This window comes from Emticicia sp. BO119 (assembly GCF_013912375.1).
Classification (GTDB): Bacteria; Bacteroidota; Bacteroidia; order Cytophagales; family Spirosomataceae; genus Emticicia.
Genome location: NZ_JACETV010000014.1, coordinates 12,087 through 34,257, shown reverse-complemented (window position 1 = coordinate 34,257; position 22,171 = coordinate 12,087). Strand labels below are relative to the sequence as shown.

The 22,171-nt window shown below is 38.3% G+C and carries 17 protein-coding genes; 10 read left to right on the top strand and 7 right to left on the bottom strand.

All coding sequences use genetic code 11. From position 1 onward, the window contains the following. Positions 1-23: 23 nt before the first annotated feature. From serS to H1R81_RS26460, 7 genes are all read right to left on the bottom strand, one after another. A complete protein-coding gene (gene serS / locus H1R81_RS26490; protein ID WP_181843780.1) occupies positions 24-1,295 on the bottom strand; it encodes a serine--tRNA ligase in 1,272 nt (423 codons plus the stop codon). 47 nt (positions 1,296-1,342) lie between these two features. Next, on the bottom strand, positions 1,343-2,671 hold the full coding sequence (locus H1R81_RS26485) for an aspartate kinase (protein ID WP_181843779.1): 1,329 nt from the start codon (positions 2,669-2,671) through the stop codon (positions 1,343-1,345). A 49-nt stretch (positions 2,672-2,720) separates the two neighbouring features. Then, entirely contained in the window at positions 2,721-3,197 is a 477-nt protein-coding gene (locus H1R81_RS26480) for an SRPBCC family protein (protein ID WP_181843778.1), read from the bottom strand. 7 nt (positions 3,198-3,204) lie between these two features. Then, entirely contained in the window at positions 3,205-3,681 is a 477-nt protein-coding gene (ribH, locus tag H1R81_RS26475; RefSeq protein WP_181843777.1) for a 6,7-dimethyl-8-ribityllumazine synthase, read from the bottom strand. A gap of 104 nt (positions 3,682-3,785) precedes the next feature. After that, entirely contained in the window at positions 3,786-4,481 is a 696-nt protein-coding gene (locus H1R81_RS26470; protein WP_181843776.1) for a tetratricopeptide repeat protein, read from the bottom strand. Positions 4,482-4,822: 341 nt separating this feature from the next. After that, positions 4,823-5,500, bottom strand: a complete 678-nt coding sequence (locus H1R81_RS26465) for a helix-turn-helix domain-containing protein (RefSeq protein WP_181843775.1) — start codon at positions 5,498-5,500, stop codon at positions 4,823-4,825. 219 nt (positions 5,501-5,719) lie between these two features. Next, entirely contained in the window at positions 5,720-6,433 is a 714-nt protein-coding gene (locus H1R81_RS26460; RefSeq protein WP_181843774.1) for an MIP/aquaporin family protein, read from the bottom strand. Between the two features lie 294 nt (positions 6,434-6,727). On the opposite strand from H1R81_RS26460, the gene purB reads away from it, so the two are divergent. From purB to H1R81_RS26410, 10 genes are all read left to right on the top strand, one after another. Next, positions 6,728-8,071 (top strand): adenylosuccinate lyase, encoded by a 1,344-nt coding sequence (gene purB / locus H1R81_RS26455; RefSeq protein WP_181843773.1) that lies wholly within the window; start codon positions 6,728-6,730, stop codon positions 8,069-8,071. A gap of 231 nt (positions 8,072-8,302) precedes the next feature. After that, positions 8,303-11,248, top strand: a complete 2,946-nt coding sequence (locus H1R81_RS26450) for a DEAD/DEAH box helicase (protein WP_181843820.1) — start codon at positions 8,303-8,305, stop codon at positions 11,246-11,248. Positions 11,249-11,297: 49 nt separating this feature from the next. Beyond that, entirely contained in the window at positions 11,298-12,251 is a 954-nt protein-coding gene (locus H1R81_RS26445) for a D-2-hydroxyacid dehydrogenase (protein ID WP_181843772.1), read from the top strand. 74 nt (positions 12,252-12,325) lie between these two features. Next, entirely contained in the window at positions 12,326-14,638 is a 2,313-nt protein-coding gene (locus H1R81_RS26440) for a carbohydrate binding family 9 domain-containing protein (protein ID WP_181843771.1), read from the top strand. Positions 14,639-14,777: 139 nt separating this feature from the next. Next, on the top strand, positions 14,778-15,299 hold the full coding sequence (locus tag H1R81_RS26435) for a hypothetical protein (protein ID WP_181843770.1): 522 nt from the start codon (positions 14,778-14,780) through the stop codon (positions 15,297-15,299). A gap of 156 nt (positions 15,300-15,455) precedes the next feature. Further along, entirely contained in the window at positions 15,456-17,045 is a 1,590-nt protein-coding gene (locus tag H1R81_RS26430; protein ID WP_181843769.1) for a sodium:solute symporter, read from the top strand. A 194-nt stretch (positions 17,046-17,239) separates the two neighbouring features. Further along, the gene (locus tag H1R81_RS26425) at positions 17,240-18,736 is read left to right on the top strand and encodes an NAD(P)/FAD-dependent oxidoreductase (protein WP_181843768.1); all 1,497 of its coding nucleotides are present in this window, start codon (positions 17,240-17,242) and stop codon (positions 18,734-18,736) included. A 29-nt stretch (positions 18,737-18,765) separates the two neighbouring features. Further along, on the top strand, positions 18,766-19,602 hold the full coding sequence (locus H1R81_RS26420; RefSeq protein ID WP_181843767.1) for a phytoene/squalene synthase family protein: 837 nt from the start codon (positions 18,766-18,768) through the stop codon (positions 19,600-19,602). A 180-nt stretch (positions 19,603-19,782) separates the two neighbouring features. Continuing rightward, positions 19,783-20,907: a DNA polymerase III subunit beta gene (gene dnaN, locus H1R81_RS26415; protein ID WP_181843766.1), complete on the top strand. Its 1,125-nt coding sequence runs from the start codon at positions 19,783-19,785 to the stop codon at positions 20,905-20,907. 87 nt (positions 20,908-20,994) lie between these two features. Beyond that, a complete protein-coding gene (locus tag H1R81_RS26410; RefSeq protein ID WP_310588119.1) occupies positions 20,995-21,981 on the top strand; it encodes a bile acid:sodium symporter family protein in 987 nt (328 codons plus the stop codon). Positions 21,982-22,171 lie beyond the last annotated feature (190 nt).

Genomic DNA, 22,171 nt, shown 5'->3' with positions numbered 1-22,171 from the left:
GATTTATAGCTGTAAATAATCTCTTAGCTAATCATATCAAAGCCGCAATAAGGTACTAATACTTTTGGTATTCTGATACCTTCGGGGGTTTGGTTATTCTCTAAAATGGCCGCTAAGATACGAGGTAAGGCTAAGGCAGAGCCATTAAGGGTATGCAAAAGCTGGGTTTTTCCCTCTACTTTATAACGTAATTTCAAGCGATTGGCCTGATAGGCTTCAAAGTTAGAGACTGAGCTACACTCCAACCATCTTTTTTGTGCGGCCGAATACACTTCAAAATCAAAGGTAAGGGCAGATGTAAAACTCATATCTCCTCCGCATAAATGAAGAATACGATAAGGTAATTCGAGTTTGTTTAATAACCCTTTTACGTGTTCTACCATTTCGTTTAAAGCCTGATATGATTCTTCTGGTTTACGTATCTGAACTATCTCTACCTTGTCAAATTGATGCAGGCGGTTCAGTCCTCTTACGTGCGCACCCCAGCTACCCGCCTCACGACGGAAACATGGCGTATAACCAACGTTCTTTACAGGTAAGTCGCTATCTGCCAGAATTGAATCCCGATAAATATTGGTAATTGGCACTTCGGCTGTTGGAATCAGGTATAAATCATCAGCCGTTGCATGATACATTTGTCCCTCTTTATCAGGCAACTGCCCTGTGCCAAAACCAGAATCCTTATTAATCAGAATCGGCGGTTGTATTTCTCCATAACCTGCGGCTAAAGCTTCATCCAGAAAGAAATTAATCATGGCACGCTGGATACGTGCGCCTTTGCCTTTATAAACCGGGAAACCCGCTCCGGTAATCTTATTGCCCAAGTCAAAATCAATGATATTGTATTGTTTGATTAGCTCCCAATGTGGCAAGGCATTTTCTGGCAAGTTGGGTATCGCACCTGTCTCAAATATATTCACGTTCTCCTCCGGTGTACGGCCTTCCGGCACACTGGCATGAGGTAAATTAGGCATCGTTACCAGAACCTCATATAAGTCATTTTCAAGGGTCTTCAGGTTCTCTTCTAATACCTTTGACTGGGCTTTTAGTTCTGCTGTCTGGGCTTTAGCTGTCTCAGCTTCTGCCTTTTTGCCTTCTTTCATCAAGCCACCTATCTCTTTAGCCAAAGCATTTGATTTTGCCAGAGTACCGTCTAATTCTGCCTGGGTTTCACGACGTTTCTGGTCTATACCAATCAATGTTTCTACGGTCTCCTCAGCATTCTTGAAATACTTTCGCTTCAGGCCATCAATAGTAGCCTGTTTATTTTCTTTTATATAATTCAGTTGTAACATAGTAGTCTTATATAATAAGAGATTATTCAATAATCCCCTTTGTAATATCATTCAAAAGTAAATAAGCCTTCGTTGAGTGCCTCCAGGGCTGCGTTTTTATCTTTGGTATCAACCAATAGAGAAATATTATGCTCCGAAGCACCGTAGGCAATCATTCTGATCGGGATATTTTTCATGGCCTCCATTACTTTCAGGGCAATGCCTGCTTTATCAGCCTTGAAATCTCCTACAATACAGATGATACTCTGATTACGGTCATGCTCTTCCAACTCGGCAAACTGGCTCAATGCCGCAGTTATTTTATCCAGATTTTCGGCATTATCAATCGTCACAGCCACCGATACCTCGGAAGTAGTAATCATATCAACAGGCGTTTTATAATTCTCGAAAATCTCAAACACTTTCGTTAAGAACCCATAGGCATTGAGCATACGGGTGGAGTGAATATAAATAGCCGTAATGCCATCTTTGGCTGCTATTGCTTTAATTTCAGATTCATTAGTTTTGTGAGCAATCAGCGTTCCATAAGCATTAGGCTCCATTGTATTTTTCAAACGAACAGGTACACCTCTCATTTTTGCCGGGGTAATAGTGCTTGGATGTAAAATTTTAGCTCCGAAATAAGCCAGTTCAGCTGCTTCTTCAAAGGTTAGCTCACGTACTGGGAAAGTTCTTTTTACAATACGAGGGTCGTTATTATGCATACCATCAATATCGGTCCAGATCTGAATCTCTTCCGCACGAATAGCACCACCTATTAACGAAGCTGTGTAATCAGAACCACCACGTTTCAGGTTATCGATTTCTCCGCGGGGATTTCTACAGATAAATCCTTGGGTGATAAATAAATCCTTGTTTGGCAATTGCTCAAGCATAGCTGAGAGTTTTTCTTCTGTAAAACTCAAAACCGGCTCGTTGTCGGCATCAATAAGCATGAAGTCTAAAGCAGGTAAAAGGGCAGAGTTAATGCCTTCTTCTTGCAGATATGCCTCAAACATCTGAGTCGAAAGCAATTCACCTTCGGCCACTATTTCTTTATCCTGTTTAATAGTAAAAGGCTTGATGCTTACTAAAGAGCGGATAAAACTAAATTCTTTGTCAATAATCGTTTTTCCGGCATTATATCCTGCTTCGGTTTTATATAAATCCTTAATAAATGCCTGATAATGTGCATATAAAGCATTTATTTTCTCAGTGGCTTCGGCATCATTATTAGCTTTCAGAGACTCACCGATAGAGATAAGGGCGTTTGTTGTACCGGAGAGTGCCGATAAAACAACAATCTTACGTTGACCATCTTCTGTAATCAGATTACGAATAGAGTGCATACGCTCCGGTTTCCCTACGGAAGTACCGCCAAATTTCCAAACTTGCATTTTCTGTGGTTCTGGTTTTGTTTTACTATGAATAAAATATTTAATCTTTTCAATTCGCTAATATTTCTCTCCACTTACCCGATTCCGCTATTTCTTTGATACACTGATTCCTTTCTATGAGAAACCCTTTCAGATAATTTTCTAATACCACCTTATTTACTATTTTACCTAAGATTCCGAGAGGAGACTCGAACATAAAAATGTCTTTCATCGATGTGCCTTCGTCGGTTTGTATAAAATGATGTTTGTGCAACAAAGATTTAAAACTCCCTTTTTGCATTTCGTCAATAAAATATAAAGGCCGGTGAGCTTCTGTAATTTTGGTGGTTAACTCTTGCCAAATGCCAAAATGCTTTGCTCGCCACGTAACACTTTCTCCCAGTTTCATCACGCCTTTCCTGACACCATCTACAACATGCTCCTTTGTTTTAGCTGTTGACAGTTGGTGCAAATCTACACTCAACGATAAATCATAACAGAGTTCGGCGGGGGCATGTATGAGTGTTTCAAGAGTTATTGTAGGCATATCCTTACTATAATCCTAACATTTTGATAGCCGTAATGGCAGCCTCATCGCCTTTATTGCCATGAATACCACCTGCACGGTCAAGGGCTTGTTGTTGATTGTTAGGTGTAAGAACCCCAAAAATAACAGGCTTATTATATTTCAAGGCTACTTCTGTCAACCCTCCTGCTACAGCGTGATTGATATAATCGTTATGCTTCGTTTCTCCCTGAATCACACAACCAATAGCAATTACTGCATCAATATCTGCTTTTTGCGCAAATATCTGTGAGCCGAAACTTAATTCGAAACTACCCGGTACGTTGGCACGGATGATGTTCTCTTCCTTAGCCCCGTTATTTAATAAAGTCAGATAAGCACCTTCAAAAAGTGCTTCGGTAATTTCACTATTCCATTCTGCTACTATAATGGCAAACTTTTTCTGGCTTACATCCGGTAAACCTGTAGTACTGAATACACTAAGATTTTTGTGAGCTGATGACATTATTTATTCGAGTAAAAAAATAGACTATATGGAATATTTAATTATTAAAAAAGGGACAAACCAGATTCGGCTTATCCCTTTGATTATGACTGTATAACCAAATTTTACTCGCCGACAGTGCCTTCGAGTTTGGATTTATATTTCTTCGCATTCGTTACCTCGCCAGAATCAGGGAATTTCTCCAGAATCTGATTATAGGCATCTAATGCTGATTTATTATCTTTCGCAGTTTCGTAAGCTGTTGCTAACTTCATTAAGTACAATGGTGTAAAGAATTTGTTAGGTTTGTATTCAGCAGCTTTTTTGTAGTAGCCGATAGCCTCTTCTGTATTCTTTTTTTCCATGTAAGCATCACCAATCAAGGCATAAGCACGTCCTTGAACAAGCAAATCACTTGAACTGAAACTTTTTAAATGCTCTATAGCTTCATCATATTTACCTTGTTTTACCAAAGCAACACCTGCCATAAAGTTTGCCAGGTTACCTGCATCAGTAGAACCATAGTTAGAAGCTACACTTAGTAAACCTTCGTTACCACCAGTGCCATTAAGTGCCTGTTTCAAAGAGTCTGCTTCAAAAGCATAAACAGCATTAAACATTGCCACCTGCGCTTCTTCGTCTTGTGATTTCGACCAATAATTATATCCGACAACGCCTAAGATAATTGCCAAAATCCCTCCACCCACATAGGTAAGCAACATTTGATTCTTTTTCAAAAAACTTTCTGCTTTCCCAAACTCTTGTTTTAAAGCATCTGCACTTTCAAGAATCTCAATTCCTGTTTTTTCTTTTTTCGCCATTGTTTAAACCACTTGGTTGATTGCCTGAGTATCAGAGACTTATCACACAATCAAGATATTTTATGAATACTTTTAAATGTTCGCAAATTTTCGGACTGCAAAGTTATGAAATTGATTCCGAACTTGTTGTATTCTTTCATAAAAATTATGCTGATTGTTATGATTTTTATTCAGGTTTCGTCTTTTTTCAGACCATTTAAAGGATTTTACCCTAAAAAAATATTTGGGAAAAGAAAGAGTTGGTAAGTTATGCAGAGCAAAGTGTTTAAAAACAGCATACAATAGCCCAAAAAAAGAAGTCGGAAATGGATCATTCCCGACTCTCTATATAATTCATTTTTCTAAGCTGCTATGAAAAAATCCTGCACCTCGTGTGGTTGTACTTTAATGACATTCGCTAATACTAAAACAACTAAAGTACGAGAAGCAATTTTTCGGGGAATATTGGCAATGTTAGCATAAGTATCAACGGTAATTCGCTCATTATCTGCCAGATACTTCATCAGGGCTCTTTCCTTGTCTCCATAATGAAATCTGATATTATTTGCCTTACGTTCGCCTTTCAGAATCTCACGCATTTCGCGGCTGGCTTGTACAGAACGGTCTTCAACCCGCACATAAGCCCGTCGGTTTTCAATTATTCCGTCAAGGTCTACATAGTGAGGCTTGAATGGACTCTTGGGGATATTAAATATCAATATCTCCCGGTCGCCCTCAACTACTATATGCCTGACTTCATAGTCAATGGTCGGATAAATATGTCGTTCAATGGCTCTGCGCAGAATAAATTCATCTTCATCAGCAAATTTGAGACCTTTGATACTTTTATCATCACCGACACCGATAATGAGCTGCCCTCCGTCAGAATTAGCGAAAGCAACAATTTCGCGGATAATCTTCTCTGGATGGTTAGTCTTGAGTTTAAACTCAACATGCTTGTTTTCTCCGCGCTTTACAAGCTCCTTGAGCTCCCGCAAATCATTTCTTGATTGTTGGGTAAATTGATAATCCAATATCATTTCCCGAATGATTTTGGTTTCTTAAAGATACACAAAACAATTCTACTTTACAAGAGCTGTTTTTTACGTAAACGAATATTATTTGTAAAAGTTTATTATAGAATTATAAACATTCAAAAAATATTTATTGACGTATCTGGATTCCATGCCTAATTAGCAATTAAAGGTATTACTTGGTAATTATCGCCTTAATCCCCCTTTAGGGGCTAGGGGTGGTTTTTACACATGAAAGGCATTCATAAGTAAAGCAGCTATCACCCCTCCAATGATTGGGCCCACAATCGGAATCCAGGCATAGCCCCAGTCATTAGCACCTTTGCCTGAAATGGGTAATATTGCATGAGCAATACGAGGGCCAAAATCACGGGCCGGATTAATGGCATAACCTGTAGGACCACCCAATGATAAACCAATTGACCATACTAAAAAGCCAACCAATAAAGGCCCATAGCCTGATTCAGGTGTACTATAGAATGAAGAAGAAGCTAATATTAATACAATAGTGCCGATTACTTCTGATAGAATATTACCTGTTGTATGACGCACCGCCGGTGCGGTAGCAAATATCCCTAATTTTGCACCTTTGTCTTCGGTAATACTCCAATGTGGCAGATATACCACCCAAACCAGAACTGCCCCTATGAAAGCACCAATCAATTGGGCAGCAATAAAAGGAGCGACATTAGACCAATCGCCGGTTTTTACGGCCATTGCTACGGTTACTGCAGGGTTAAGGTGTGCGGCGGCACTCCCAAATTTTTGTGCTACAAAAATACCAGACATAACGGCAAATGCCCAGCCTGCTGTAATAGCAATCCATCCGGCATTCTCACCTTTTGAGTTTTTCAATAATACATTTGCTACTACACCATCGCCTAAAAGGATAAGAACAGCCGTACCGATGAGTTCGCCTATAAAATTAGAAGTTTCCATTAATGGGTTTTGTTGGTTTAGGTTGAAAAGAGTAGCAATTTAATTTTTTTTTTCATAGAAAATCTAATCCATTGGTATTAAAGCATTAAATTTGTAGGCGCTTAAACAAATGCCCAAATGCGGATAAAATAAAAGCCGCAAACCATCAGTATCTTTAAGCAGACTATTAGGCTTTAAGATATATTTATTTGTCGTTATCCACCTCATAAAAAATGCACTTACTATTGATGTAGCTATCTTACTCATTAAAACCTCTGCCATAAGAGTATTGGCTACACTTTAAACTATAATTTTATGATTTTAAATACCCTTTCTGCTATTTCTCCTGTTGATGGTCGTTACCGTAAACAAGTGGAAGACTTAGCGAAATATTTTTCAGAATTTGGCTTGATATATTACCGTGTTCGGGTAGAAATTGAATACTTTATTGCCTTGGTTGAGCTGCCGGTACCTCAACTCTCCGATTTCCAGAAATCACTTTATAAAGATTTAAGAGCCATTTACCAGAATTTTTCGGAAGAAGACGCGCTGAAAATCAAAGAAATCGAGAAAACAACCAACCACGATGTAAAAGCAGTTGAATACTTTATTAAAGAAGCTTTTGAAAAATTAGGTATCGGTCAATATGCCGAATTTATCCATTTTGGTCTTACCTCACAGGATATTAATAATACGGCTATCCCTCTTTCATTGAAAGAAGCGGTTGAGGCTAATGTATTACCGGCTTTCACGCAAATTTTAGAAAAGCTTTATGCTTTGGCTGAACAATGGAAAGATATTTCTCTATTAGCACATACCCACGGGCAACCCGCTTCACCCACCCGTTTAGGCAAAGAAATATTGGTTTTTTGTGAGCGTATCGAAAAACAAATCGAGCTTTTAAAGACAATCCCATATTCTGCCAAGTTTGGTGGTGCTACGGGTAACTTTAATGCCCATCATGTAGCCTATCCACAGATTGACTGGGTGAGTTTTGGGAATAAATTTGTAAATGAACAATTAGGTTTATATCGTAGCCAGAAAACTACACAGATTGAACACTACGATATGTTAGCCGCTTTGAGCGATAATATCAAACGTATAAATACTATCCTGATAGATTTCTCGCGTGATGTCTGGACGTACGTATCCATGAGTTATTTCAAGCAGAAAATCAAAGCAGGCGAAATCGGTTCTTCGGCCATGCCACATAAAGTAAATCCGATTGATTTTGAGAATGCCGAAGGAAATCTGGGTGTTGCCAATGCCTTGTTTGAGCATTTTTCAGCCAAATTGCCCATTTCACGGTTACAAAGAGATTTAACAGATTCTACCGTTTTAAGAAATTTGGGTGTGCCTGTAGCCCACACGGTAATTGCATTGAAGTCGCTACTGAAAGGTTTAGATAAACTGGAGTTGAACAAAGAAGCAATTGACCATCATTTGGAAGACAACTGGGCAGTAGTAGCAGAAGGCATACAAACTATTTTGAGAAGAGAGGGTTTCCCTAAACCTTATGAGGCACTTAAATCACTGACTCGTACCAACGAGAAAATTACAGAAAAGAAAATAAAGGAGTTTATTGATACACTTGACATAGGCGAAAAAGTAAAATATGAGCTTCGTCGTATCACTCCGTTTAACTATACAGGCATTTAATAAAATACCAGGTATATAGTATTCTAAGACTCAACCTCATCTTTCTTCCCTTTACCTGTAGCAGCATGAGCAATCGTGTTGCTACATTTTTTTATTATGAATGTTTCCTTGCAAATCAGCTAATCTATCATCATTTTTGTAGTTTGTACTACCGCCAAAGTCTAAGCCATGATACAGATAAGAAAAGTTTCTCCCAAACATCCTACTGGCAGGGCTTCATATTTTGTAAACATGAAAGTATCTACTCAACAACCATTTGAAATTGTCTATTCATTGTTTGAACATGAATATTTAGGCTTTTTATTTGAGTCTTTTATTGTTCAACTCAATGGAAAGGGCGAACTCACCCTACTCAATCAGAACGTTTCCTCAAAAAATATCCGGGAGTTCTCTGAACGTTTAGACACTGTAGACTTTGAATTGGTAAAGCTCATTGATGCCATTCAGCAGGATGCAGTACTGAAAAAATTTAATCAACGTAAAATAAGCCCGCTGGATTTCTTTCTGAAAGTGTTTGATGCCGATAAAGGTGATAAACTGTTGCAGGAAACAATTCATAGCTATATGGAAAAACATCGCTCCCAGATTTTAGATAAACTGCTCAACAAGCAGGTCTTTATTATGGGAACTGACGGCGAACCTACCTGGAAGTCGGTAAAGATGATACAGGAAGGCGCAAGGGTGTTTTTTAATTTTATTCGCAACGAAGAAAATACACACTATTTCCCGACAATAAAATGTGAGGGCGAACGCGTACAATTCCAATTCAAAAACGCCAGTGTTTTGTGTGAAGAACCTGCCTGGCTCTTAATTGATAGCAAACTATATCATTTCGAGAAAAACGTAGATGGAAAGAAGCTACGCCCATTCCTGAATAAGAATCACATCATTATTCCACGTAATATTGAGGAAACTTATTATCAGAAATTCATTGCACCGCTCATTGCTCAGTTTGATGTATTTGCGCAGGGTTTTGAAATACGCTTCGAGAAACACTCTTCAAAACCTGTCTTGACTATAGCAGAGGTAGTCAATAGCAATCAAAAAATGATGGCTACATTGTTTGACCAGGACGAAGAAGAAAAAGAAGAGAAAGAAAGCAAAATAGTATTTGATCTGGCTTTTCAGTATGGCAACTACACTTTCCGCTTCGACAGTTTTTCGGCTGAAGCCTATGTGAATGTAGAAAAGAATGGCAATGACTGGATTTTCCATAAAGTAAAACGAGATCTGGTTTATGAACGTTATCAGATAAACCTGCTCAAGGAATGGGGTTTAGACCTGCGTCAGGGTCGGTTATCATTCCCGAAAGCACAGGCTTTTTCATGGCTGCAAAGCCATGCTAACCTGTTAGAAGATAATAATTTTGAAGTTAGACAAGACGAAAATAGCCTGAATCAGAAACAATATTTTCTGGGGTATTCAGCCATCGAAATAAATATTGAAGAAAAAAACGATTGGTTTGATATTCAGGCAAAAGTAAGGTTCGGAGAGTATGAAATACCATTTCTGAAACTCCGCAACCTGATTATGAGCAATAAGCATGAATTTACACTGCCTAATGGGCAAATTGCAGTGATTCCTGAAGAATGGTTTACCCGATATTCAGAGCTTTTCAGTTTTGTAGAAAAAACCATCGATGAAGATATTATCCTTAAAAAGCATCACCTCGTTCTGGTACAGGACTTGACTAACGAAGGGCTGGCTCATTCGGTCATTACACGAAAATTAGAGAAATTACGCGATTTTGAGAAAATTAACCAGTATCCCACACCACAAGGCTTGTTAGCTACACTACGCCCGTATCAGAAAGCGGGCTATGACTGGTTACGGTTCTTGTCAGAATATAAATTAGGAGGCTGCCTTGCCGATGATATGGGTTTAGGGAAAACTATTCAGACGCTGGCTTTCTTACAATCTCAAAAGGAATTAGGACTTGCTAAACACCCAAGCCTTTTAATTATGCCTACTTCACTGGTTTATAACTGGCTAAAGGAGATTGAAAAATTTGCACCTGACCTGAAAACCTTTGTCTATACAGGTACGTATCGGGAGAAAAACACCGAGCAATTTGATAACTATGATTTGATACTGACCTCCTATGGCATTGTCAGAATTGATATAGATTTCATAAAAGATTATCGTTTTCACTATGTAATACTGGACGAATCTCAATCTATCAAAAACCCGACTTCATTTATTTCAAAAGCAGTAATGCAGTTGAATAGTGCCAATCGTTTAATCCTGACAGGTACACCTTTAGAAAACAGCACAATGGATTTGTGGACACAAATGACCTTCATTAATCCGGGGCTTTTGGGTACACAGAGTTTCTTCAAAAACGAATATCAGATACCTATCGAAAAACATCAGGACGAAAAGCAGATGAAGCATCTGTATAGCCTGATAAAACCATTTATGCTTCGCAGACATAAATCGCAGGTAGCTACTGAATTGCCACCTAAAGTAGAAAGTGTGCATTACTGTGATATGACAGAGGAGCAGGAAAAGACTTATGAAGAGGCGAAATCGTACTACCGTAATATTATTTTAGAGCAGATAGAACAAGATGGTTTGGCTAAGTCACAGATGGTAGTTTTACAGGGCTTAACTAAACTCCGGCAATTGGCAAATAATCCTATCATGATTGATGAAGGGTATGAAGGGAACTCTGGTAAAGACGAAGAAGTTTTTCAGAGATTAGAAACCATAATTGAAGAAGATCATAAGGTTCTGGTTTTCAGTCAGTTTGTAAAACACCTCGGTATTTTCAGACATTATCTCGATGAAAATAACATTCCATATTGCTATTTAGATGGGTCAACAACCAATCGACAAGAACAGGTTGACCGTTTTCAGGAAGATAAAACCATTAAGATATTCCTGATTTCATTGAAAGCCGGAGGCTTAGGGCTTAACCTGACAGCCGCAGAATATGTTTTCTTATTGGACCCCTGGTGGAACCCTGCCATTGAAGCGCAAGCAGTAGATAGAGCGCATAGAATAGGCCAGCAGAATACAGTTTTCACCTATAAATTTATCACACGTAACTCAGTAGAAGAAAAAATTCTGGCTTTGCAACAAAACAAAAGGAAACTATTCGATAACCTGATTACTACCGAGGAGACGTTTGTGAAATCGTTATCGAAAGAGGATATTATTAAATTGTTGGAGTAGATTGGGTAATAGTACAACAAAATAAATTCATGTTAAAATTGCACTTCATATGAAAATCGTTTACCTCGACGCCTACACCGTTAATGCCCTCGGAGATTTAGATTTATCCATATTACATACTTTAGGAGATGTAACCCTTTACGACCGCACAACTAAAGACCAGATTGTTGAACGTGCCAAAGAGGCAGAGGTCATACTAACTAATAAATGCCAGTTAAATCGTGAGATAATCACTCAACTACCTGATCTGAAATATATTGGGGTTACGGCTACTGGCTATAATATTATTGATGCAGCAGCGGCCAAAGAGCATGGCGTAATCGTAACCAATGTGAAAGGGTATAGCTCAGCTTCAGTAGCGCAGTTGACTTTTTCTTTACTATTAAGTTTTACAAACCGGGTAGCTCAACATGCTGAAAATATTGAAAAGACATGGCCGTCCTCTGCTGACTGGTGTTTTTATCATTCTCCTTTGGTTGAATTAGAAGGTAAAACTTTAGGTATCATTGGTTTTGGTGATATTGGCAAAAAAGTAGCTAATATCGGCTTAGGCTTTGGTATGAAGATTCTTGCCAATAAAAGAGACCTGACTACTGGTGGTATGGAAGGGGTAGAACTGTGCGAAATAGACAAAGTATTGAAAGAAAGTGATTTTGTAAGTCTGCATTGCCCGTTAACGGCAGATAACCAGGGCTTTATCAATAAAGAATCTTTAGGCTTGATGAAGTCATCAGCTATATTGATCAATACTTCTCGCGGTGGATTAATTAACGAAGCCAATCTGGCAGATGCCCTTAATGCAGGAAGAATTGCAGGGGCTGGCCTGGATGTGCTTTCTACTGAACCCCCGGCACAAGATAATCCGCTCTTAATGGCTCAAAATTGTATCATTACACCACATATCGCCTGGGCAGGTGTAGAAGCACGAAAACTATTGCTGAAAGGCACGGTAGAAAATATCAGAGCGTATCAGAAAGGTTCTCCTGTTAATGTTGTTTTTTAAGATTTCTGGCCGAACTGCAACTTTTTTAGCCGTACTCATGTATTACAGAGTACTATCCGTATTACTGATTTTTTATGAAAAAACTTTACGCTACCATAGGAGCTATCCTATGTGTATTGAGTAGCCTATCAGCACAAGACAACAAAACCTCAAACGAAGAAAAGTACAGTATCCACATTAAAAAATCTGCCGCCCCAATCAAATTAGATGGTCTTTTAGATGAAGAAATCTGGAAGACTGCCGACGTCGCCAAAGATTTTTTTCTTAACCGTCCTTATGATTCTTCCTTTGCCCAATTACAAACAGAGGTTCGGTTAGCCTTTGATGATAATTTTTTATATGTGGGTGCAATCTGTTACCAACCCCGAAGCACTTATACAATTGCCTCTTTGAAGAGAGACTTTGAGCCTGGTACGAGTGATGTATTTGTAGTAAACTTAGATACATTCAAAGACCGCCTGAATGCCTTTCAGTTTGTAACCAATCCTTATGGCGTGCAGCGGGAAGGTCTGATTTATAATGGTGGTGAAATTTCTAACTATTGGGATAACAAATGGTATTTGCACGTAAAAAATTACGAAGAGTATTGGGTAGTTGAAATGGCAATTCCATTTAAAACGATTCGTTACAAAGTAATAGATGAACAGAATACCTGGCGGATAAACTTTACGAGAAATGTATTGAAACGAAACGAACAATCAAGCTGGAGTCCTGTTCCCCGAAATTTTGCACCAAGCAATCTGGCATTTACTGGTCTGATGATATGGGACGAAAAACCGCCAAAACCGGGAGCTAATGTGTCGGTTATTCCTTATATTTCATTAGCCACACAAAAAGATTTTCCAAGAAATGAGGAAGATTTAAGCCCTTCAGCAACAAGTAATGCTTATCCTAAAGGTATTGGTTTAGATGCCAAGGTAGCAGTTACACCCTCACTGAATTTAGACTTGACAGTCAATCCTGATTTCTCTCAGGTAGAAGTAGATAAACAGGTAACCAACCTAAGTCGCTTTGAATTGTTTTTCCCTGAAAGACGACAATTTTTTTTAGAGAATAACGACCTTTTCGGAACTTTCGGTTTCCCCGATACCCGCCCTTTTTTCTCTCGTCGTATTGGCATTACACGTAACCCCAATACAGGTTTGAATCAGCAAGTACCTATTTTGGCAGGAGCACGACTAAGTGGAAAACTAAACGATAAGTGGCGTATTGGGTTAATGAATATGCAAACCAGAAAAGTAAATTTTGGGAATGATACTTACCTGCCTGCCGCTAATTATTCTGTTGCGACAATTCAAAGAAAAATCTTTAATCGTTCTACTATTGGTGGGATATTTACTGATAAAGAAAACCTGTTTAGTGATTTGACCGAACAGCAGATACTGAACTATCGCAGATTCAACAGGGTAGGAGGATTAGAATTTAACTATTATTCAAAAGATAGTCGTTTTGAGATTGAAACCTATTATCATCAGTCGTTTTCGCCCGATGGCAAAAAAGATGCAGCAAGTGCTGCCCATTTTATGGGGTATCATCATCCTCATGTTGATTTAAACTTCGGCGTGCAGCGTATTGGAGAAAACTATCGGGCTGATATAGGATTTGTGCCTCGTACAGGAATATGGCAATTGTACCGCCCTGCTACCTTCATATTAAACCCGAAATCTAAATCTATTGCGAAGTATATTAATGCCTATGGGATTGGAACAGAAGGGAGCGACGTATTTGACCTAAAAGGAAAACGATTAGATAGTGAGTCGAATATTTTTGTTTTTGCCAATAATTCGGCAGGAGATGAGGCCTACATAGCTTATAGCTGGAGTTTCACTCATTTATTTGCCAGCTTCGATCCTACGAATGCCAGTGATAATCCCGATCCTGATACTTACAGGAATGTAGTAGAATTACCGATAGGAGATTATCGTTCCAGATTCTTTAATATGGGCTATACAAGTAGCCGAAGATACAGTCTGACAGGCACATTTGATTATAGTACCGGAAAGTATTTTAACGGGAAAGCAACTATATGGGAAAGCAGTATAGCTTATCGTTTTCAGCCTTATGGCATATTCACGTTTGATTGTAATTATACAAAAATAAACCTTCCGGCTCCTTATAATAGTGTGCAGTATTGGCTATTAGGGCCGAGGGCAGAGCTGGCAGTATCAAAAAGCCTGTTTTTCAGTACATTCTTTCAGTACAATACACAAACCAATAATATCAATATCAACTCGCGCCTGCAATGGCGATTCCGCCCTGTAAGTGATATTTTCCTGGTTTATACAGATAATTATTTTGCCGAAAACATTTCCAGATATTACGTAAATGCCTGGGCCCCAAAAAACAGGGCACTGATTTTAAAGATGACCTACTGGCTGAATATTTAGAAATAAATCTTATCGGGATCCGCTTTAAAAGCCTTGTAGACATGGGGGTAAACCCGATTTTATCTGTCTTTGTTAAAATTCCTGATATATGCAACCTTTGCCTATATAAATGCATCATTAACAAAAATGAACAGATACTATGAAACGTAACGCCTTTGCCATTCTTATTATGTTTTGCATGCTTTTCGTTACCGAAACCAACGCTCAACGTCGTGGATATAGGTATCGATACGTTCCACCCCGTCCTTATATTCGGGTTGTTCCTCGTGTAATTGTTCCTCGAATCGTCGTTCCTCCTCCAGCCATTGGTTTTTCCTGGGGTTACAGATCAAGAGTATATATTGCGCCACCACCGATCATCATTGGGGGCGGAAGAGGCTGGCGTCATTATCACCGTCGTGGATACGATTGTAATGGTCGTTGCCATCGTTGGAGTGATGATACATATTATCGGGACAGAGACCGCAGATACTACGATGACAGAAGAGACCGGAATTATTATGATGAGAGAGACCGAAGATATTATGATGAAAATAGAAACCGTCGTTATAATGACAATGACCGATACTATAATAATCGCTTAGAGAACAATCAGCAGTCTTCACCAAAGACGTATAATACTGATGAAGATTCTTATGAAGAAATAATAGAGACTATTTGATTTGAATAAATGAGAGTGTACCGAAAGGGTAGGAAAGTATTTTCCTGCCCTTTTTCAATACCCACACCCCGAAAAAGTTTATTAAAATGAAATTTTTTCTTTTATTTGTACAATTCCATTTCCTATTATTTATACCTAAACAATAACTTTTGTAGAATGAATCAATTTGGTTTAAACCCTATCGATCTTGGTATTATTATATTTTATCTGATTGGCATAATCTGGTATGGTATCCGAAGCGGGAAAAAAGGCAGTTCAGACGAATACTTTTTAGGTGGTCGTGATATGACCTGGTTTACAATTGGGTTATCTATGTTTGCCGCTAATATCTCTTCTAATTCATTAGTCGCTATTACTGGTGGTGCAACCAAAGGAGGCATAGCCTTCTATAACTATGAGTGGATGGCCACTGTTGTATTGGCCTTCTTTTGTGTATTTATTCTGCCATTTTATCTTAAAACCGGCATTTATACTATGCCTGAATTCTTAGAAAAACGCTTTGATAGCAGATCAAGATACTATTTCTCATTTATTACTTTAGTAGGAAATATTTTTATCGATACCGCAGGTACTTTGTTTGCAGGAGCTTTAATTGTTAAACTGATTTATCCTGAAGTTCCTACTGTATTAGTTATTGCTGCTTTAGCTCTGTTCGCTGCGTCATATACGGTCTTAGGTGGTTTGTCAGCTGTAATGAAAACTGAAGTACTGAATACCATTATCTTATTAATATCAGCAGTAATTGTAGCCACTATTACCTATATCAAAGCAGGAGGATACAATGAAATTGTTAATACAGCTAACGCCAAAAGCCCAACTTTTATGCACTTGATTCTGCCCTCCGACCACCCCGATATGCCCTGGCAGGGCCTGGTATTTGGTGTGCCTTTATTAGGTTTTTATTTCTGGTGTAATAATCAGTTTATTGTACAAAGGGCGTTAAGTGCCAAAAATGTAGATGAGGCCCGCAAAGGAGCTTTATTTGCCGGGGTGCTAAAAATTCCTATTCTGTTTTTATTGGTATTTCCGGGTATTGCCACTTTAAAACTATTTCCCGGATTAACCAATTCCGATCAGGCATTTCCTACACTTGTATTCAATTTGCTGCCACACGGATTGATAGGCTTGGTTGTAGCAGGTTTTTTAGCAGCTATGGCAAGTGCCATTTCTGCTACACTCAATTCTGCTTCCACACTTGTAACAATGGATTTTGTGAAGAAAATCAATCCGAACATGGGAGAGAAGGCCCTGGTAAGAGCCGGGCAGGTGGCTACTTTAGTATTTGTGCTGATAGCCGTTTTATGGTCTCCGCAAATTGCCCGGTTTGATTCCTTGATGAATTATATGCAAAGCATATTAGGCTTAATAAGCCCACCGGTAGTAGCTGTCTTTTTGTTAGGCTTATTCTGGAAACGGGCTAATGGTATGGGGGCATTTGTCGCTTTAATGGTAGGCTTTGGTTTAGCCATCTGGACGGTTGTTTCACCTGAAACAAGTTTCCTCGGTTCATTTCACTTTTTAGTAGCACCACCTGTTTTGTTGCTCATTTGTGGATTAATTACTATAGTAGTTAGCCTTCTTACACATGCACCTGATTATGAGAAAATTAAAGGCATGATTTACACGCAAAAAATTTATGATGCCGACACAGCCAGTCTAAAAGGGTTATCATGGTATCAAAATTACCGTGTATTGGCTCTTATTTCTTTGATTATTACAGCTATTGTAGTCTGGATTTACAGATAGTCTGTCATTTTATTATTTTTGAGCTGTTAGGATTCTGGTCTTAACAGCTTTTTATTTGAATCTACTTTTACCATCTTAACGTAAATTTTAAAAGTAATAAAATATTTTTTAATTTTGTTTAACTTTTTTTGAACAAAATTAAACAAATAAAGTTTATACATTTATAGCAGAAAAAAAGTGTCTTTTAAGAGTATATGAACAGAGCTATAGTGATAGGAGCAGGTTTTGCAGGGCTCTCGGCAGCCACCAAACTGGCAGACGCCGGGTATGATGTAACAATCCTTGAGAAAAACTCAATGGCTGGCGGACGGGCCAGAATTTTTGAAGAGAAAGGGTTTACGTTCGACATGGGGCCAAGTTGGTACTGGATGCCCGATGTGTTTGAAAGATATTTTGCTGAGTTTGGTAAAAAAGTAAGTGATTATTATGAGCTCGTAAGACTAAACCCCTCTTATAAAGTTGTTTTTAGTCAGAAAGAGGATGTTGATTTGCCAGCTGATTTAGAAGAATTAAAAGTATTGTTTGAAAGTATTGAAAAAGGAAGTAGTAAACGATTAGACGATTTTTTGGAGGATTCAAAATATAAGTATGAAGTTGGTATAGGTGAGTTTGTCTGGAAACCCGGATTATCAATTACGGAGTTTTTTGATTACAGGCTCGTATCAAAGGCTTTTAGTTTAGATTTATTTGCCTCTTTTGGCCGATATATCAGAAAGTTTTTCTCAAACAGAAGATTATTGCAGTTGATGGAGTTCCCGATTCTGTTTTTAGGGGCTACGCCCAAAAACACACCGGCATTATATAGCTTAATGAATTATGCGGAAATAGCTTTAGGAACCTGGTATCCGATGGGAGGTATGCACCAGATAGTAAAGGCAATGGTGAGGTTAGCTGAAGAAAAAGGCGTACATATCCGATTGAATGAAGCAGTAAAATATATTATAGTTGAAAATAAAATAGCTAAAAAAGTCATAACGGACGACCAAGAATATGAAGCTGATATAATAATAGGTGGGGCAGACTATCACCATATTGATCACCAGTTATTGGATCAGAAACATAGAAATTATAGCGAAACTTATTGGGAAAGTCGCACAATGGCCCCTTCATCATTATTATTTTATGTAGGAGTTGATTGCAAAGTAAATAGATTGATACATCATAATTTGTTTTTTGATGAGGACTTCGATACTCATGCTGACGAAATCTATACGCATCCAAAATGGCCTTCAAAACCACTATTTTACGTGTCGGCTCCCTCTAAAACAGATGCAAGTGTTGCACCAGGGGGAGCCGAAAATCTTTTTATTCTGATACCGATTGCCCCGGATTTAGCTGACGGAGAAGAAATACGTGAAAAATACTACAATATGGTAATGGAACGGCTGGAAAAGTATGTGGGGCATAGTATCAGAAAACACGTGGTGTATAAAAGAAGTTTTGCAGTTAGTGATTTTAAGGATGATTATCATTCGTATCGTGGAAATGCCTATGGCTTGGCCAATACTCTTATGCAGACGGCATTTCTTAAGCCGGGTCTGAAAAATAAAAAAGTTAAAAATCTGTATTACACGGGTCAGCTGACTGTCCCCGGGCCGGGGGTACCCCCCTCGCTTATTTCAGGCCTGGTAGTGGCCAATCAGGTAATAAAAGAATTCGGAAAAATACAGAAAGAAATAACGATTGCTTAAAAATTGCCCCACCATTAAAATGAAAAAAAATGTTCGATCTGTTTGAAAAGACTACCTTTGGTTGTAGTAAGTTGATAACAAAGAGCTATAGTACCTCTTTTACTTTAGGAATACAGACGCTCGATCGCAAATTCCATGACCCAATTTATGGGATTTATGGTTTTGTCAGGTATGCCGACGAAATTGTGGATACTTTTCACGATTTTGATAAAAAGACACTACTCCATAAATATGGTGAAGAAACCTACCGGGCTATCAGCGATGGGATTAGCCTGAATCCTGTTTTACATTCGTTTCAGAAAGTGGTGAAGCAATACAAAATTGAGAGCGAACTAATTAAGGCATTTCTTGAAAGTATGGAAATGGATCTGGAAAATAAAGTCTATGATCGAAACGCCTATGATAAATATATTTATGGCTCGGCTGAGGTGGTTGGGCTTATGTGCTTAAGGGTTTTTTGTGAGGGAGATGGAGCCTTATTTGACCAATTAAAAACGTATGCGCAAAGCCTTGGGGCAGCATTTCAGAAAGTAAACTTTCTACGGGATATTCAAAGCGATTTTTCAGAAAGAGGCAGAGTATATTTTCCTAATGTTGATTTTAATAATTTTTGTGTGAATGGAAAAAAACAGATAGAAGAAGATATTCAGAAAGATTTTGATAATGCCTATATCGGAATTCTTAGATTGCCAGGTGGTGCAAGGAAAGGGGTATATTTAGCATACTGTTATTATCTGAAACTTTTTGAACGAATAAAAAGAATTTCGGCTGCCCGGATACAGCAAGAACGTATTCGTGTGCCGGATACAATCAAGCTTGCTTTACTCGCCAAAACATGGTTGCAGAGCGGCTTAAACACCATCTGATTTTTAACTTAAATACGGGCTTGCTGGTTGAAAAATCAGCAAGCTTTTTGTTGTCTTCTACTTGGAAAAAAGGAGATTTTTTGCTATTTTTGCTGACTTATCCTCTGCCAAACCGATTGGCATGGTTTTAGATGGTAAGAGTCTGATAAACAAGCATTTAATAGAAAATCTCATATACACATGAAGTTTGTCGTTTCGTCATCCGCCCTGCTTAAACATCTTTCTACAATCAATGGTGTGATTGCCAGTAACCCTATCGTTCCAATCCTCGAGAACTTTTTGTTCCAATTAAATAAAGGCAACTTAACTGTAACAGCTTCTGATATGCAGACAGTTATGATTACTGAATTTGAGGTTGATTCTCGTGATAGCGGTTCTTTTGCCGTGCCTGCCCGTTTATTATTAGATACACTTCGTAGCTTGCCGGAACAACCTGTACAAATCAATGTTGATGAAGAAACTTTCGGAACAGAATTAGTAACAGCAAATGGACGTTATAAGCTGGCAGGTGAAAACCCGATGGATTTTCCACGCGTACCGCAGGTGAATCGTAATTTCAGTATTGAAATGGATTCTGATACTTTAGCGTCAGCTATTGCCAATACTATCTTTGCTACAAGCACTGACGATCTCCGCCCTGCTATGACAGGAGTATTCGTTCAGGCTTCAGACAAAGCCACTACTTTTGTAGCAACTGACGGGCACCGTTTGATTCGCTACCGCCGCGAAGATGTAAAATCACCGAATAATACGTCGATGATTTTACCACGCAAAGCCCTGAACTTATTGAAATCTTCTTTACCTGGCGAGGTAATGCCTGTTAAAGCAGAATTCAGTAACTCAAATGCCTTTTTCAGTTTTGGTAATATCAAAATGATTTGCCGTCTGATTGACGAGCGTTTCCCTGATTATGAAAACGTTATTCCCCAAAATAACCCCAATAAGCTGAAAATAGAGCGTACTGAATTATTAAGTAGCTTGAAACGTATTTCAATTTACTCAAATAAAACTACACACCAGATTCGCCTGAAAATTTCAGCGAATGAATTAGTGATTTCAGCCGAAGATTTAGATTATTCAAACGAAGCTACTGAAAAACTGGCTTGCGAATATGATGGCGATGAAATTGAAATAGGCTTTAACGCAAAGTTTTTAATAGAAATGTTAAATAACCTGAGCGTGAAGAATATCTCTCTCGAAATGTCTCAGCCAAACCGGGCAGGTTTAATCATTCCGGTAGAAAAAACAGATAATGAAGATACCCTGATGCTCGTTATGCCGGTGATGTTAAATACGTATGCATAAGAGAATTTTTGATAGTATAAAGCCCTATAAATCAGTTTGGTTTATAGGGCTTTTTGTTTAATTTGCTCATTACTAAAATCTCTTGAAGTGAATATAAAAACATTCTTTTCTCGCATAGGTCTTGATTGGTTTCTGGGAGCCATAATTATAATGGTTGTATTAGCTTTTTACTTCCCGTCATATGGATTGATGCAGCAACCTTTCTCTTTAGAACAGATAGCTAATTATGGGGTTTCAGGTATTTTCTTTTTCTATGGCCTCAAACTAAGTACGGATAAGCTAAAACAAGGGCTCTCTAACTGGCAAATGCACATGGTAGTTCAACTGACAACATTTATATTATTTCCACTCATTGCGTTAATAATAAAACCCTTGTTTACCGCAAGTAACCAGAATCTTTGGTTGGGTATATTTTATCTGGCAGCTTTACCTTCTACTGTTTCTTCTTCTGTTGTAATGGTTTCTATCGCCAACGGAAATATTCCTGCAGCTATTTTTAATGCCAGTATTTCAAGCCTGATAGGCTTATTTATGACACTACTATGGGTAGGGTTGTTTATTGTTGCAGATACAGGCAATTTTGATGCCTGGAGTATTATCGGTAAGCTTTGTTTACAAGTACTCTTGCCATTGATTATAGGAATGATGCTTAATAAGCAGTTAGGGTGGTTTGCTGATAAATATAAAGCAACCTTAAAAAACTTCGACCAGTCAATTATCCTTATAATTATCTATACCTCTTTTTGTAAATCCTTTGCTTTCAATCTTTTTAAGGATTTACCATTTGTATCGCTTATTATGTTAATGGCTGGTTTGCTGGGTTTGTTTTTTGCCGTGATATTTATTACCGGCTCTATAAGCCGTCTTTTAGGATTCAATAAAGCAGACACCATAACCGTGATGTTTTGTGGCTCTAAAAAATCTCTGGTTCATGGCACGGTCATGTCGAAAGTGCTATTTACCCAAAGCAGTATTATAGGTATTATCTTATTGCCGCTCATGATATACCATGCCTTGCAGTTAATTGCTGCCAGTATAATGGCAGAGAAATTTGCAAAAGAATCAGTTAAGTAACGACTTAATGATTTAGCCTTATCTGAGTATTAGACCCAATCTAACCTTAAAAATCTTCTTTGCCTGGGATTTCCAGTCAGGTATCTACCTGATTTCTTATCTTCGCTAACTGAAATACTTATTCAGTTTTTCAATCCTATTGTTTTCTGTAGAAATCTGACTGCAACTCACAATCAATCTTTTTGCTATT